15 protein-coding genes, 1 tRNA gene and 1 pseudogene are annotated in these 14,410 nt (G+C 64.2%); 11 read left to right on the top strand and 6 right to left on the bottom strand.

The features are described from left to right. Together ACI944_RS05105 and glyA are read right to left on the bottom strand one after the other, a co-directional pair. Window positions 1–211: pseudogene (locus tag ACI944_RS05105) on the bottom strand (hypothetical protein); the annotation flags it as partial. A 160-nt stretch (window positions 212–371) separates the two neighbouring features. Continuing rightward, on the bottom strand, window positions 372–1,646 hold the full coding sequence (glyA, locus tag ACI944_RS05100; protein WP_411717983.1) for a serine hydroxymethyltransferase: 1,275 nt from the start codon (window positions 1,644–1,646) through the stop codon (window positions 372–374). Between the two features lie 189 nt (window positions 1,647–1,835). Here glyA and tbsP point away from each other — a divergent pair, with 189 nt between their 5' ends. The 3 genes from tbsP (at window position 1,836) to ACI944_RS05085 (ending at window position 5,790) form a co-directional block, all read left to right on the top strand. Continuing rightward, window positions 1,836–2,642 (top strand): transcriptional regulator TbsP, encoded by an 807-nt coding sequence (tbsP, locus tag ACI944_RS05095; protein ID WP_411717982.1) that lies wholly within the window; start codon window positions 1,836–1,838, stop codon window positions 2,640–2,642. Between the two features lie 173 nt (window positions 2,643–2,815). Further along, window positions 2,816–4,564, top strand: a complete 1,749-nt coding sequence (locus ACI944_RS05090) for a YcaO-like family protein (protein WP_411717980.1) — start codon at window positions 2,816–2,818, stop codon at window positions 4,562–4,564. Window positions 4,565–4,644: 80 nt separating this feature from the next. Next, window positions 4,645–5,790 (top strand): mechanosensitive ion channel family protein, encoded by a 1,146-nt coding sequence (locus tag ACI944_RS05085; protein ID WP_411717979.1) that lies wholly within the window; start codon window positions 4,645–4,647, stop codon window positions 5,788–5,790. A gap of 117 nt (window positions 5,791–5,907) precedes the next feature. Here the strand turns inward: ACI944_RS05085 and ACI944_RS05080 are convergent, their stop codons facing one another. Together ACI944_RS05080 and ACI944_RS05075 are read right to left on the bottom strand one after the other, a co-directional pair. Further along, window positions 5,908–6,309: a universal stress protein gene (locus tag ACI944_RS05080; RefSeq protein WP_411717978.1), complete on the bottom strand. Its 402-nt coding sequence runs from the start codon at window positions 6,307–6,309 to the stop codon at window positions 5,908–5,910. 53 nt (window positions 6,310–6,362) lie between these two features. Then, window positions 6,363–7,721 carry a bifunctional metallophosphatase/5'-nucleotidase gene (locus ACI944_RS05075; RefSeq protein ID WP_411717977.1) on the bottom strand — a complete coding sequence of 453 codons (1,359 nt, stop codon included), beginning with the start codon at window positions 7,719–7,721 and terminating at the stop codon, window positions 6,363–6,365. Between the two features lie 111 nt (window positions 7,722–7,832). Between ACI944_RS05075 and ACI944_RS05070 the strand changes: the two genes are divergently transcribed. The 3 genes from ACI944_RS05070 to ACI944_RS05060 all read left to right on the top strand — a co-directional run bounded on the left by ACI944_RS05070 (window position 7,833) and on the right by ACI944_RS05060 (window position 9,374). Beyond that, window positions 7,833–8,069, top strand: coding sequence for a DUF5816 domain-containing protein (locus ACI944_RS05070; RefSeq protein ID WP_411717976.1), 237 nt, complete (start codon window positions 7,833–7,835; stop codon window positions 8,067–8,069). Between the two features lie 100 nt (window positions 8,070–8,169). Continuing rightward, window positions 8,170–8,787 (top strand): response regulator, encoded by a 618-nt coding sequence (locus ACI944_RS05065; protein ID WP_411717975.1) that lies wholly within the window; start codon window positions 8,170–8,172, stop codon window positions 8,785–8,787. Beyond that, a complete protein-coding gene (locus tag ACI944_RS05060) occupies window positions 8,784–9,374 on the top strand; it encodes a hypothetical protein (protein ID WP_411717974.1) in 591 nt (196 codons plus the stop codon). Before ACI944_RS05065 ends, ACI944_RS05060 begins: the two co-directional genes overlap by 4 nt. A gap of 88 nt (window positions 9,375–9,462) precedes the next feature. Here ACI944_RS05060 and ACI944_RS05055 read toward each other — a convergent pair whose 3' ends face one another. Together ACI944_RS05055 and ACI944_RS05050 are read right to left on the bottom strand one after the other, a co-directional pair. Continuing rightward, complete coding sequence (locus tag ACI944_RS05055) at window positions 9,463–10,275, bottom strand: HD domain-containing protein (protein ID WP_411717973.1); 813 nt, start codon at window positions 10,273–10,275, stop codon at window positions 9,463–9,465. Between the two features lie 117 nt (window positions 10,276–10,392). Continuing rightward, on the bottom strand, window positions 10,393–10,872 hold the full coding sequence (locus tag ACI944_RS05050; RefSeq protein WP_411717972.1) for a redoxin domain-containing protein: 480 nt from the start codon (window positions 10,870–10,872) through the stop codon (window positions 10,393–10,395). Window positions 10,873–10,997: 125 nt separating this feature from the next. Between ACI944_RS05050 and ACI944_RS05045 the strand changes: the two genes are divergently transcribed. The 5 genes from ACI944_RS05045 to ACI944_RS05025 form a co-directional block, all read left to right on the top strand. Further along, entirely contained in the window at window positions 10,998–11,288 is a 291-nt protein-coding gene (locus ACI944_RS05045) for a twin-arginine translocase TatA/TatE family subunit (protein ID WP_411717971.1), read from the top strand. An 80-nt stretch (window positions 11,289–11,368) separates the two neighbouring features. Beyond that, window positions 11,369–11,764, top strand: a complete 396-nt coding sequence (locus tag ACI944_RS05040; protein WP_411717970.1) for a twin-arginine translocase TatA/TatE family subunit — start codon at window positions 11,369–11,371, stop codon at window positions 11,762–11,764. Between the two features lie 65 nt (window positions 11,765–11,829). After that, window positions 11,830–11,903, top strand: a tRNA-Arg gene (locus tag ACI944_RS05035). Between the two features lie 570 nt (window positions 11,904–12,473). Continuing rightward, window positions 12,474–13,445, top strand: a complete 972-nt coding sequence (gene mvaD, locus ACI944_RS05030; protein WP_411717969.1) for a phosphomevalonate decarboxylase MvaD — start codon at window positions 12,474–12,476, stop codon at window positions 13,443–13,445. Between the two features lie 107 nt (window positions 13,446–13,552). Next, the coding region (locus tag ACI944_RS05025) for a cation:proton antiporter (RefSeq protein ID WP_411717968.1) at window positions 13,553–14,410 on the top strand (858 nt) is incomplete at its 3' end.

Genomic DNA, 14,410 nt, shown 5'->3' with positions numbered 1-14,410 from the left:
ACTGGCGGGTCCGTGGAAGCAACACGCCGACGCCGACCGCGATTTCGGCGACACCCGAGAGATACACCAGCGCGAGCGGTGCCGGGAGGATCGGCGGAACGATCTGGACGTACAGTTCGGGGACGACGAAGTGGAGAACGCCGGCGACGACGTACAGAGGGCCCATCACAAACAGTAGCGGCCGTCGCAGACGGCGGCGGATATCGGCCATTTCGTAAGTAGTAGAGTCCGCCCCCACGAATCGTTTCGGGTCGCCCCGTGGATCACGGGTCCAGCGAGCGACGGTCCCGGTGGATGCCGATAGCTATCGGCGGTTCGACGGAACGAGTGCGAGTGTACGAGCGGCTACGCTCGGGGTTGCGTTGGCCGACCTACTCGAAGTCGACGAGTCGGCCCTCTCGGTCGTATAGCGGGTACTCCGCACAGAGCGCTTCGACTTCGGCCTCGGCGTCAGCCTTGACTTTCTCGTCATCGGGGCTGTCGACGACTCGGTAGATGAGGTCGGCGACGCGTTCGCACGCCGCCTCGTCGAAGCCGCGCGTGGTGAGCGCGGGCGTCCCGGCGCGGATCCCCGAGGGATTGAACGGCGAGCGCGTCTCGCCGGGGACGGTGTTTTTGTTCAGTACGATCCCGACCTCTTCGAGGGCTTCTTCGGCCACGGTCCCGGTTGTCTCCGGATGAGATTCGCGAAGATCGACCAAGACGAGGTGGGTATCGGTGCCGTCGGAGACGAGCGAGAAGCCGTGCTCCTGCAGCCGCGCGCCGAGGGCCTCGGCGTTATCAATGATCTGCTGGGCGTAGGATTCGAAGCCGGACGAGAGCGCCTCCTCGAAGCCGACGGCTTTGCCGGCGACGTTGTGCATCAGGGGACCGCCCTGCGCGCCGGGGAAGACAGACGCGTCGATGGCGTCTGCGTACTCCTCGTCGCACATGATAATACCGCCGCGGCCGGCGCGGATCGTCTTGTGGGTCGATCCGGTGACGAAGTCGGCGACACCGACCGGCGACTGGTGGACGCCAGCCGCGACGAGGCCGGTGATGTGAGCAATGTCGGCAAGGTGGTAGGCGTCGACGGCGTCGGCGGCCTCTTGGATGCGTTTGAAATCGACCTCTCGGGGATACGCGGAGTAGCCGGAGACGATGATATCGGGGTCGAACTCCTCGGCGTGTTCGTGGAGCCCCTCGTAGTCGATGTACCCGGTTTCGGGGTCAACCTCGTACTGTTCGACCTCGTAGGTCTTGCCGGTGAAGTTCGCCGGGTGGCCGTGGCTCAGGTGCCCGCCGTGTTCGAGTTCTAGCGAGAGGATCTTGTCGCCCGGCTCTAACATCGCCAGATAGACGCCCATATTCGCCTGCGTTCCGGCGTGTGGCTGCACGTTGACGTGTTCGGCACCCCACAGCTCCTTTGCGCGCTCGATTGCGAGTTCTTCGACGGTGTCGGCGTGCTCACAGCCGGCGTAGTAGCGCTCGCCGGGGTAGCCCTCGGCGTACTTGTTTGTCAACTCCGAGCTCTGGGCCTCGAGGACGGCTTCGGAGACGTGGTTCTCGCTCGCGATCATCGCGAGCGTGTTCTCCTGGCGCTCGCGTTCGCCATCGAGGGCGTCCGCGAGCGCGGGATCGGTCCGGCGGACCTCTTCGTAGCTCATACAACTGAATGAGGGTTGACGGGACAATAAGGTATCCGTTCGTCGCGGGCGCTCGCCGCAATATCCGGTTGATCAACGGGACCGCGCACGGACGATGACCGCCAACAAAACATCGCACGGACGGCAAGGAGAGTGCTCAGCGGGCTACAAGAGTTAAATATCTCCCGGATCATATGCATACATACGCCGATGAAACAAACTGTCGTGGGGCAGTCTGTCGCGGACGTGCTCGAGCGGGTTCTCGACGCGGCTGACGACGGGGTCGTCGTCGTCGCTCCAGACCCGGAGACGGTCGAGGGGCTCGTCCGGGTTCTCGGCGAGGAATCTCCGTCGGTTCGGCTGCTCGCTGATACGGGAGCGCTGAAGGCTGCGACGGCTGATTTCCTCGTCGCGGGGCGGGCCGCAAATCACGTCGAACAGGGCATCCTCGAGATACGGCGCTACGACGAGGGGACGAACGCGCTGTTGGTCTCGGGGTCGTCGGTCACCGCCGTCGTCCGTGGTGACGACCACGCTGCCGGGCTGACAACGAACGACGAGGCGTTCGTCGCGGACGCGAACGGCCGGTTCACCGACGCGTGGGCGGACGCGGAGGCGTACGACCTCCGGACGCCGCCGCTCACTAGAGTCCGTGACACGCTCGAAGCCGAACTCGGCGAGTCGACGGCTGAGGACTTTGACGCCGTCCTCTCGGCGCTCGATACCGTCCGGGGCGACACCGGCCTTGACGAGGTCACAGTGTCGCTGCTCGTCGCGGCGCGAAACGGCGACCTCCTCTACGATATCTCGCGGTGGGGCGAGGACGTCGGCATCGCCTCGAAGGCCACGTTCTCCCGGACGAAAACGCGGATGGAGGAGTCGGACGTCATCGAGACCGAGAAGGTTCCGATCGACGTCGGACGGCCGCGCCTCCGGCTTCAACTCGGTGACGATCGCCTCAACATTGAAGATGAGGGGGAGTTCGTGCGCACCGCCCGTTCGATGCTCACGGCCTAACACCGCCCGCCCGGTGCCCGCCGGGAACTACTCCCGAGCCTCGGCCCTACGACGCGACGCTCACAGCATTTATATATCTTTTAAGCGGTGTCCGCGGCTTTTATCGCCCCTCGACGGGACGTGCGTGATATGCACACCAGAGCGCGCCCGGAGCCGACGGTCGGTGATCCGGCGTGACGACCGTCGGACTGCTCGGCGAGGGTGGCGCAATCGAGTCGGTTCGGGCCGCCCTGGCCGACACCGACGCCGAAGCGGTGGCCACCGCCTCCGACGGCATCGGTGAGTATGACGTGGCCGTCGCTGTCGGGGCGTCCAGCGATGAAAACGCCGGGGACGAGCGTGGGCTGCTCGGGCAGGCCGGAACGCGTGCCAGCGAGACCCAGACCCCGCTTTTCGCCGTCGAACTCGGTGGGATCGGCGGGCAGCCGGTTACGGGCGTGTCGGCGTCGGTGTCCGGTCACGCCCCGGGGACAGCGTGTCGGTCGTGTCTTCGCGAGCGCGTCTCGGCGGCCGACCCGGCGACCGACGACGGTGACTGCGGGCCATCGACAGCACGGTTCGCCGGGGCGCTCGCCGGCCGTGAACTCGCAATGCTCCTCGATGGCGGCGAGTCAGCGCTCGTCGGCGGCGTTATCGAGGTCCCACACGCCCAGCGCCGGGTGTTACCGGTTCCCTACTGCGAGTGCAACGCGGGCGGCGAGGCGGGCGCCGAATCCGGAACCGTCGACGACGGCGCGGATGGACTCCGAAGGTCTCACGAGGAGCGGTCGCTCGAGGAGTCCATCTCGCTGGCCGAGACCGCCTTCGACGAGCGCGTTGGGCCAATCTCGGCGATCGGGGAGGCCGAATCGTTCCCGGTCCCGTACTACCTCGCGACGCTCGCGGCGACGCCGTTTTCCGACGCCGACGCCCCCGACCACGCCGCGGGCGTCGGGGTCGACTGGGATCCGGCGTTTATGAAGGCGCTCGGGGAAGCGCTCGAACGATATAGCGCCGCAATCTATCGCGAGCGCGAGTTTGAGACCGAACCGGCGGCCCCGATCAGCCCTGATCGGTTCGTCGCTCCCGAGGGGAGCGATCTTGATGTAACTCGGTGGTGTGGGGCCGAACACCTTCGGACCGGCGACCGCGTCCAGTTGCCGGCGGAACTCGTCGTCTTCCCGCCGCCGGAGCGGACGATACGACCTCCGATCACGACCGGGCTCGGGCTCGGAAACGGCAGTGTCGGCGCGCTCCGTTCGGGTCTGTATGAGGTGCTCGAACGCGACGCGACGATGCTTTCGTGGTACTCGACGTACGAGCCGCTGGGGCTGGCCGTCGATAACGAAACGTATCGGACGCTCGAAAGCCGGGCGAAAAGCGAGGGACTCGAAGCGACAGCGCTCGTCTGCACGCAGGACGTCGATATACCGGTTGTCGCCGCTTGCGTCCACCGCGAGAGCGAATGGCCCCGATTCGCGGCCGGGTCGGCGGCCAGTCTGGATCCGGGGGCGGCGGCGAGCGACGCCCTAGCGGAGGCGCTGCAGAACTGGCTCGAACTCCGCCGTATGGGCGAGACACGGGCGGACGAGGAACACGGAGCGATCGGAACCCACGCCGCCTTTCCGGAGTCGGCACGGGCGTTCGCCGATCCCGCGACGACGGTTCCGGCGACCGAGATCGGCCCCCCTGAACCGCCAACCGGCGCGGCGGAACTGGATCGACTCCTCGGGGCAGTCGACGACGCGGGACTCGACGTCTACGCGTCGCGGCTCACCCCGCGGGACGTCGAGTCGATGGGGTTCGAAGCCGTCCGCGTCGTGGTTCCCGCTGCGCAGCCGCTTTTCACCGGCGAGCCGTACTTCGGCGAGCGGTTGCGGCGCGTCCCCGAGTCGCTCGGGTTCGAGCCGGAGTTTGACCGGACGTATCATCCGTTCCCGTGAGCGAACGACTGCCCGCCCGCCCGCGGCTCGACCGAGGCGTAGTGGGGAACGCTTTTTCCGACGCCCGCTGAGGAGTCGGTATGGATCCGGCGTTGTTGCAGACGGAGACGCCCTCCCCCTCATTTCGCGACGGGCCGGGGCTGGCTCCGCCGGAGTGGCTCCCCGGCTATGTGCCGGTGTTCGTCTATCGGCTCGTCCTCGCGATCGCGATCATCGTTTTTTCGTACTATCTCTCCCAGCTCGCCCGGGAGGCCCTCGGACGACGGATCGCTCGCCAATTCAAGCGCCCGTCGGTGAGTCGGACGATCCTGCGCAGCCTTCAGATCCTCATCATTCTCGGGGCGGTGTTAACAGCGCTGAGCTTCTTCGGAATCGGGGTCGGCAACATCGCCCTCTCGGTCGGTGTTTTCTCGGCCGTCGTCGGCATCGTGCTCGCACCCATCATCGGGAACGTCATCAGCGGCGTGTTCATCCTCTCCGAGCAACCATACGAGATCGGCGACATGATCGAACTCGCCGACACCGAGACGAAGGGGTTCGTCGAGGATGTCACGCTCGTCTACACCAAGATGTTCACCCTCGACAACACGTTCATCGTGCTCCCGAACGGGCTGATGCGGGAGCGTGATGTCGTCAACTACTCAGCCGAGGACACCCGCATCCGGATGACGCTGGACGTGGGCGTAACCTACGAGAGCGACATCGACATCGCCCGCGAGCAGATGGAGGCGGCGGCCCGTACCATCGACGCGGTCATCAAGGGCGGTCCGGACATCCGGGTCGGGAGCGCCAGATACCCGGCGTCACCGACCTGTTACATCCGTGAGTTCGGCGACAGCGAGATCGCGTTGCGGCTCCGGTACTGGGCGAGCGAACCGTACAAACAGACGGCGGTTCGCTCGAGGGTGTTGACGGAGGTCTGGGAGCGTTTCAAGGCCAACGATATCGAAATCCCCTACCCCCACTCACACATGGTGTTCGACGACACCAGCGGCGAACTGCAGGTCTCAATGCGGTCGGCGGAGACAGAGGTCCCCTCCCGGCCCGGGGGGGCGACGAGGCGGGAATCGGACGCCGAAGCGGGGGCGGAAGGCGGAGAACGTCCGGAAGACGAAACGAACGGAAACGCACCGGGAGACGAAAGCGCTCCGGAAGACGAGGAGACGACGGACGCCGGGTCGTCCGAGCGGGACCCGACGGATACGGACGCCGGGAGCGATGTCTGACTCTGTGGATGCCTCGGCCGCCGCGACCGTCGCCGAATCGTCCCCCGACAGCTGTCGGCTCAGTTCGACCCTTCTTGAGCCGTGTTCATCCGATATACAAAACAACGGAACCAGCCGTCACGGACTCGCGGTGATGACCTCACACTCGAGTTTGCGCCGGAGGAATCCCTCGATGTCCGGGTCGTCGATCAGCCGACGGACCATGCGCCGCCACCGTCCGGCCTGCTTTTGCCCGATGACGACGTAGTCGGCGTCTTCCGCCGCGACCTCGTCGAGGATCGTCTCCTCCACTAAGAAACCCGGGCGGACGACGTACCTAGCGCGGTCGAGGCGTCCGAACGTCGCCTCAACGGCCGACTTTAGTTCCGCCCTCGTGACCGTTTCGTCGCTCTGATAGAGATTGACGTGTAGCACGGTGAGGTCGGCGTCGTGTTCTCTCGCGACCTCGATCGCGCGCTCGAGCGTCGCCCGGGAGTGTCGAGAAAGCGGGTACCGGACGGGCACGATGACCAACGTCATTATCGGGGGAAGCACGTCCCCCGTCCTGAAGCTTCCGATCGGTCTGACGGGGATCACACGCCGGTTCGAACGATGCGCTCCTCGAGGGTCGGGTCGATCCCGACGACATCGGCGTACTCGATGAGGACCTCGTACTGGATGTCGAGTCGCTCTACGATGTGGTCCCGAGTCAGGGTCGGGAACTCGACATCGGTCGAGAGCAGGAACCCCGACGCCGCGAGCCGATATGTGTCAGTATCGTCGATCGGCGTCCCATCGACGGTCGCCCCACACAGTCGGCCGTCGGCGTGGTCGTAGCGCAGTTCGGCCCCGGAGACGTGGGCGTGCCACCAGTCGGCCTCGCCGAACCCGGGGGTGTCGGCCGCCTCCGCAAACACCGACCGCAGTTCCGACCCCGCCAGTTCGGCGACCACGAGCGGTTCGTCGAACGGGACGAGGCTGATGAGGTCGGCGGCCGTGACTGCCCCGGACAGCGGCGGGCCAGTTCTGATTCCGCCGCTGTTTTGGAGTCCGACGACGGGCGGGTCTGTCCCGAGGGCCTTCATCGCCGCCCACCGGTAGGCGTCGGAGACGAAGTTCCCAACACGGCTCTCACCCCGAAACGCCTCGGCGTCCGTTCGGGCGATCGGCTCCGAGACGTGGCCGACGACGGTATCGAGGTTGGCTTCGGCGAGTCGGTCGCGGTATCGGGCCGCCAGATCCGCATCGATAGGGCCATCGGTGACATCGTGACGCGTCACCTCGCCGGTCGGGAGGTCAATCTCCAGCAGTGTGCCGCCACCGCTGCCCGGCCGGGTAAGCACCGTCTCGCCGATGCGCTCGATCCGCTCGGAGTGGACGTGGCCGCCGAGGACGATATCAACGTCGCAGGTCGCGGCGAGGCGGTCATCACCCCGGCCGAGATGCGACAGCGCAACGACGTGGTCGACACCACGCTCACGGAGTGCCTCGATGGCCTCTCGGGCCGCCGCGACTGGGTCGGCGAAAGTGAGGTCGCCGTCGTCGCCGATCGACGGCGTGGTCGGGTCGGTCACCCCGAAGAAGCCGACCGTCCTATCGCCGACACGCTCGACGCACCATGGATCGACCCCGGCGAAGGGCTCCCCGATCCGGCGGACGTTCGCCGAGAGCCACCGCTGTGGCGATCGGTGGACGATTTCGGCCGCCCGTTCGAGGCCGAAATCAAAGTCGTGGTTGCCGAACGTCTCGACGTCAGGCGAGACAGCCTCGAAGAACTCCAGTGCGATCGCGCCCTTCGAGACGAGCGGGAGGACGCCGGGGGCGACGTCATCGCCGGTGCCGCAGACAAGCGTCCGGTCGTCGCGGAGCGACTCGATCGTCCCGGCAAGATTGGCGATCGCCACCGGGTCGTCGTGGGCGTTCTCGATGTCCGAGTAGTGCAGCAACCGCACGTACCGTCGTACGGTGCTCAGGAACAAAATCGTATCGTCGGGAGCGAGTTGGGAGTGTTTCCCCTCGGCGGCGATCGTGAGCGTTTTGCCCGCCGACTCCTCACACCGGGTATGGACGAACGAGTCGGTCCCGATGGGACGACGCTGTATCTCTCCTCAGAGGCGGAAAAAGGTAATAAAGGACCCTTCCGCGTCGTCTACGCCGACGCCGATGGCGAGCGTCGTTGGGGCTTTTTTTGTACGAACTGCGAGTCGTTTGACACCGCTGTCGACTCGATGGGGCGCATCCAGTGTAACCGCTGTTCGAACTTCCACAAGGCCGAGGAGTGGGACGCTGCCCACGAGTGACCTCGATAGACGGGAGTGGCTCGGAAAGGCCTGAACGCCCTAACGCTCGCGGTAGACGTCGGAATACATATCACACAGTCGTACAAAGGATACACAAAGAATGGCCGAAGGAGATGACCAGCCGACGGTTCTTGTCGTCGAAGACGAACGTGCCCTCATCGAGCTATACGTCCGATGGCTGGAGGATGACTACGAGGTTCTGACCGCAGACGGCGGCGAAGCGGCGCTCGAGCAGTTCGCAGGCGACGTCGATGTCGTGTTGCTCGACCGGCTGATGCCGGGGATGAGCGGCGACGAGGTGCTTGAGGAAATTCGCGCGCACGACTCGGAGTGTAAGGTCGCGATGGTGACGGCGGTCGAACCCGACTTCGACGTCATCACCATGGGATTCGACGACTACCTGACAAAGCCCGTCGAGCGTGGCGAACTCCTCGAGACGATCGATCGGCTGCTATCGCGGACGGAGTTCAACGACATCGAACAGGAGCTGTACGCCCTCTCCTCAAAACAGGCGGCGTTGCAGGGTTCAAAGCCGAAGGAGGAACTCGAAGAGAACGAGGAGTTTGCGGAGCTACAGGCCCGACTCGAGGAGCTCAGAACGGACCTCGACACGGCGATGCCCGTGATGGACGACGACGATTTCGTTGCGATGGTCCGGGACATCGAGACTGACGACTCCAGCGATGGGCCCTCGGACATAGAGGGTGGTGGGCAGTGAGCTACCGCGCGAACGACCTCGGAAGCGCGTCTGCGTTCGACGACGGCGTGAGCCTGCTGTTGACCGGCTCGTCGACGGAGACCACGGACGGGCTCCTCGATGTTATCGCGCCCGCGGAGGACGAACAAGCGGTCGTCATCACGATGAACACCGGGGCGAAGACCATCGTCAACGAGCTTGAACGGCGGGGAGCCGACCGTGATCAGGTCAGCATCATCGACTGTACGAATGCCGAAACGGACGTCGAAGGCGTGCCGATTCGGCATCTGAACTCGCCGGGCGACCTGACGGGCATCAGTCTCGAGTTCGCGAAACTGCTCGGGCAAGACGGCGAGGACGAGTCTGTCCGGGCTCGCGTCGGCGTCGCGTCTGTTTCGACCGCGTTGATGTACACCGAACTCCGGACGATGTTTCGGTTTCTCCACGTCTTCACCGCCAGAATCAGATCCGGCGATATGCTCGGCGTCTTCTCGATGGACCCGACGATGCACGACGAGAAGGCCCACAACACGATCCGCGCGGTGTTCGACTGCGAGGCCGAACTGAGAGACGGAGAGGTCTCGCTGTCCGGCACCGGGTACGAGTAACATCCGCCGAGGCGCGGAGGTGTGATCATCTCGCTGTTAGGAGTGGCTAGCCCGACGTGGCAAACGGAGTTCCCGCCCATGGCTGGGGCTACATTTCGATCCGTTCGACCAACCCGTCGTCGCGGTGGGTGTTTATCGCGACGATCCGGACGTTGTCGTCGATGCCCGAGCCTCGGAGTTTGTGCTTCAGCAGTTCGTCGACCTGATACACGCCCGCGGCGTCGACCATCTCGATCTCGACCAGAACCGGGACGTTCTCGCCCGCCCGCAACGAAACGCTAGTTATCGCCCGACTCGAGATTGTGTTGATGCCCCGGCCGCCCTCCTCGTAGGGAATGCGGGACCGGCCGCGCTCCATATCGAGCGCGTCGGCGACCCGGACGACGCCGGCCTCGACCGTCAGTGGCGTCTCTTCGGTGTGGTGACAGAGGATCGCATGAAGAACCTCTCCCTTGAGTCGGACGGCCTCACCGGCGTCGTAGCGGTCAGTCTCGGTGAGAATCCGATCGAGGATGTCGGCCGCGAGTGGGATCGAATAGTAGGGGTGGTCGTTGCGGTGGACGACGTGGCCGATGTCGTGGAGCGTCGCGGCGAGCACGACGATAACGGCCTCGTCGGCCTCCGAAAGACCCTGTCCGAGCGCACCGTTGAATTCGACACCGCCGGCTTTCAAGAGGTCATAAAGCCGCAACGCCGCGTCCCGAACGATCTCGACGTGTTTCTTGCCATGGTCGTTGTAGCCCATCCGATCGACGGGGTTGACGTTTTGAGCCGCAAGATACGCAAGGACCTCCTCGTCGGTCCGGACGGTTTCGAAGACGTCGTTGACCGGGCCGTCCGGGAACGCGTGTTCGGCGTCGGGATCGTACTGGCGGTCGCTCTTATCGGACGTGTCACTCATGTTGATACCGACAACCGGGACTGCAAAAAAGGGCGCGGCGGCCCCCGGTCGAGGGCGAATAGTGTGGCATCCCGGATACGGATGCCGGACGATCCACAGTGGAGATGGTACCGCGTTCTAAACGTCCTCAGCCGCGGCTTCGAGGTCGTCGTAATCGGGTTCGACGCCGGGGTCGTCGGAGACCCACGAGTACGTGATCGTGCCGTCATCGTCGAGGACGAACACCGAGCGCTTGGCGACGCCGGAGATACCGAGGTCCGCAAAGTCCATGACGACATCGTAGGCATCGATAACTTCCTTGTTGGTGTCAGCGACAAGCGGGAAGTTGAGTTCGTTCTGCTCGGCGAACTCACCCAGCGAGAACGGCGAGTCGATGCTGATACCGTACAGCGACACACCCGCGTCGGCCAGCGAATCGAGCCGGTCTCGGAGCGTGGTCATCTCGCCGGTGCAGACGCTCGTGAACGCGCCCGGGAAGAACGCGAGCACGACCGGGCCGTCCTCAAGCGCCTCCGAAAGCGTGAATTCGGTGATGTCGCCGTCGGGTGTCCGCATCGGTGCCGTGAACTCGGGCGCGGTGTCGCCTTCTCGTACCATACGACCGCTGATGCCCGGAAGTGTTGTGTGCGTTTCGGTTCCGGTCACGTTGCGGGACCCCCTGATAGCGTGGCAAACGGCGTCCGGGGGGAAAAGCATACAAGTACCCGCGCGAACGTCGAGATATGGTACGACCGCTGTTTATCGGTGGGTTGGGCCCGCCTGAACTACTGTTGATCGCCGGCGTCCTAATCTTGTTGTTCGGGGCCAGCAAACTCCCGAAACTCGCTCGATCGATGGGGACGGCGACCGGTGAGTTCAAAAAAGGCCGCGAGGAGGTTGAGGACGAACTCGAGGAGATGCGAGAGGGTGACGAGCCGGGCGAGCCCGCGGTCGAGGCCGACCGAGAGCTTGAGGCCGATTCCGACGCTGTCGAGGCCGATCCAGAACGGGACCCCGAACGCTCGGGCGTATAAGCTGTTCCGCGGTATGGTGTCTTCTTTTCCACCGCCGAGGAAAAAGCCTATAATCTCGACTGAAGTATCTTCACGTAGCGATGTTATCCACGCTCCCGCTCCAGTTTGGAATTCCCGGCGGCCCGGAACTGCTCGTTATCCTACTGATCGCGGTTCTGTTGTTCGGGGCAAACAAGATTCCGAAGCTCGCCCGGTCGACAGGGGAAGCGATGGGCGAGTTCCAGAAGGGTCGCGAGGAGGTCGAACAGGAACTACAGGACATGCGCGAGGGATCGGCACAGGGCGGTACCGAACTCGAATCCGGCGAGGAGCCGACGGTTGAGACAGCCGCTACCGAGGAAACGGTCGCCGAGGCAGATACGACGGCCGAGGTAGACGAAGACGAGCCGCAAGCGGACAGCCAAGACGAGGACGAGAGCGAATCCGACGAGGAATTCGAAATCGCCGACGCCGAACCGAACGAGAAGACGAACTGAATACGCGGTCGATCTCGGAGTGTGGCGCGGTGCTGAATCGGGCGGGACAGATACACTGTAACTGTGGGCGTGTGGCCTAGCGGATCAGGGCGAGAGGTTCCTAACCTCTAGAGCGCGGGTTCGAATCCCGTCACGCCCGCTTCGTGGTTCCTCACTTCGTTCGGAACACACTCGCGGGCGTGACGTAGTTCGCGAAGCCGTTGGCTTCGCTCACTCCCGTCACCCCTATTCTGCGAGGAGCGGACGCGACGAGCGAACGGGCACGGAGCTCGAACCCTGCAAATCGTAACGGCCGAGCGAAGCGAGGTCGACCGTTTTGCTCCGGTTCGAATCCCGTCACCCCCGTCGCGCCCGTCCGTCGGTGCGCGGTGAGGGGGTATAGACAGTCCTCAACGCCCGACTTTTAAGTAAACCGTGGCAGTTTATAATCGATCCCGAAGTTTGTGCCCTCTCAGATGCAGCGGCTGAGGGAAACGAAATCGATCACGACCGTTTTGTCCACGCCAACTTCGGCGCGGCCGTTTATAAATGAACGGTGATGGTTTATCATATACCTCTGGTGAGTTCAATTGGGGAGGTCGCGCACGGCGAAGCGAGTACGTCCGACCATCATCTGCGACCGTTACGCCCATTTTTAGCAAGCGCTAGCGAGCCGTGAAACCGACCCGGGAGACGAAACTGCAAAGACGCGTCCCCGGGAGGGGCAGGTATGAAAGCGACCGCGAAGGCCCACCCAATCGAGGGCCTCGTCAAGTACCACGGCATGCGAAACGAGGAGCTTCGGCTCCCGTATCACGACTCGATCTCCGTCTGTACCGCGCCGAGCCACACCAAGACAACCGTCGAGTTCGACCCCGATCTGTCGGCGGATCGCTACGTGGTTGACGGCGAGGAACTCGAGGACCGCGGCGCCGAACGCATCGAAAACGTCGTCGAACACGTCCGGGAGCTGGCGGGGATCGACCATCGCGTCCGCTTCGAATCCGAGAACGACTTCCCGACGAACATCGGGTTCGGCTCCTCCTCGTCGGGCTTTGCCGCGGCGGCCGTCGCGCTCGTGGAAGCCGCCGGGCTGGAGATGACGCTGCCGGATATTTCCGCAGTTGCGCGCCGGGGCTCGGCCTCGGCGGCGCGGGCGGTTACCGGCGCGTTCTCGCACCTCCGGACGGGGCTCGACGACGCTGACTGCCGTTCGGAGCGCATCGAGACCGGTCTCGAGGACGACCTCCGGATCGTCGCCGTCGAGATTCCGGCGTTCAAACACACCGAGGAGGCGCACAAGGAGGCCGCCGAGAGCCACATGTTCGAGGCTCGGATGGCCCACATCCACGAACAGATCGCGACGATGCGGCACGCCCTTCGGGAGGAGGACTTCCAAGGCGCTTTCGAACTCGCTGAACACGACTCGCTATCACTAGCGGCCACAACGATGACAGGGCCGGCGGGGTGGGTGTACTGGGAGCCGGAAACGCTGTCCGTTTTCGAGACCGTTCGGCAACTCCGCGAAGCGGGTGTGCCGGCGTACTTCTCGACGGACACCGGCGCCTCGGTATACGTCAACACAACCGCCGAGTACGTTGCTCGGGTCGAGAGCGAAATCGCCGACATCGGCGCCGGGACGAGGGTCTGGGAGGTCGGCGGTCCGGCTACGATCCTCGATAGGGACTCGGCCCTGTTCTGAGCGTCCCGCAACGGCGCCTCGGCCGCCCTCAACGCGGGTCGCCACGATTCCGAACGATCATCCGCAAACAATAATATAAAGAACCCGTATCTTCTTATTACTTGTAAGTGTCTGCCAGTCTGCTCCCGGTCATCGCCATTGTCCTCATCTCGGGACTCGCTGTCCAGCTGCTTGCTCACCGGCTGAAGATCCCGAGTGTCATCTTCTATCTCATAATCGGGGTTCTGTTGGGGCCGGAGGTGCTTGGCCTCCTCACGCTAGAAACGTTCGGGGAGGGTCTTGAGATCATCGTCGGTATTAGCGTGGCAATCATCGTTTTCGAGGGTGCGTTCGCCCTAAAGATTGAGCGCATCCGGGGGGCCTCAACGGTCTCGTTCCGGTTGGTGACAATCAGCGCTCTCGTGATGTTCCTCGGGACGTCCGCGGCCGTCCGGTTTTTTGAGGGGGCCAACTGGGAGATCGCGCTTCTGATCGGGGCGTTACTCGTCGCAACGGGGCCGACTGTTATTACGCCGATTCTCAGCGTCGTGCGGGTCAGAGACCACGTTGCGACCGCCTTGGAGACGGAAGGTATCGTCAACGACGTGACCGCCGCGATCGTTGCGGTCGTCATCTTCGAGACGCTGTTGCTTGACGACCTCGGCGTTCCGGCGACTGTTTTTTCTTTCTTCGAGCGCTTCGGCATCGGCGTGGCGGCGGGTGTTCTCGCGACACTCATAATTTATCTCCTGTTGAACAGTGAACTCGTCCCCGAGCGGGACATCCAAGCCTCCCAGTTCCTCGTGTTGACAGCGGCCATCGGGTCGTTCGCGGCCGCCGAGGTTGTTGCCGCCGAGGCGGGAATCGCGGCGGCGGCGACGAGCGGGGTCGCCCTCGGGAATCTCGATCTCAAGAATCGCGAAGAGATCGAGGAGTTCACCGAGAACGCGACTATGATCGTGCTCTCGTTCGTGTTTATCTCGCTG

This window comes from Natronomonas sp., from assembly GCF_046710025.1.
In the GTDB taxonomy this organism is placed as follows: domain Archaea; phylum Halobacteriota; class Halobacteria; order Halobacteriales; family Haloarculaceae; genus Natronomonas.
Note: the sequence above shows the minus strand (reverse complement) of the source record. Positions and strands in the feature narration are given on the sequence as shown.

Bases quoted from the DNA above. Each gene is read 5' to 3' on its own strand.
- glyA (WP_411717983.1), bottom strand. From the start codon at position 1,646: ATGAGCTACGAAGAGGTCCGCCGGACCGATCCCGCGCTCGCGGACGCC.
- tbsP (WP_411717982.1), top strand. From the start codon at position 1,836: ATGAAACAAACTGTCGTGGGGCAGTCTGTCGCGGACGTGCTCGAGCGG.
- ACI944_RS05085 (WP_411717979.1), top strand. From the start codon at position 4,645: ATGGATCCGGCGTTGTTGCAGACGGAGACGCCCTCCCCCTCATTTCGC.
- ACI944_RS05080 (WP_411717978.1), bottom strand. From the start codon at position 6,309: ATGACGTTGGTCATCGTGCCCGTCCGGTACCCGCTTTCTCGACACTCC.
- ACI944_RS05070 (WP_411717976.1), top strand. From the start codon at position 7,833: ATGGACGAACGAGTCGGTCCCGATGGGACGACGCTGTATCTCTCCTCA.
- ACI944_RS05065 (WP_411717975.1), top strand. From the start codon at position 8,170: ATGGCCGAAGGAGATGACCAGCCGACGGTTCTTGTCGTCGAAGACGAA.
- ACI944_RS05055 (WP_411717973.1), bottom strand. From the start codon at position 10,275: ATGAGTGACACGTCCGATAAGAGCGACCGCCAGTACGATCCCGACGCC.
- ACI944_RS05050 (WP_411717972.1), bottom strand. From the start codon at position 10,872: ATGGTACGAGAAGGCGACACCGCGCCCGAGTTCACGGCACCGATGCGG.
- ACI944_RS05045 (WP_411717971.1), top strand. From the start codon at position 10,998: ATGGTACGACCGCTGTTTATCGGTGGGTTGGGCCCGCCTGAACTACTG.
- ACI944_RS05040 (WP_411717970.1), top strand. From the start codon at position 11,369: ATGTTATCCACGCTCCCGCTCCAGTTTGGAATTCCCGGCGGCCCGGAA.
- mvaD (WP_411717969.1), top strand. From the start codon at position 12,474: ATGAAAGCGACCGCGAAGGCCCACCCAATCGAGGGCCTCGTCAAGTAC.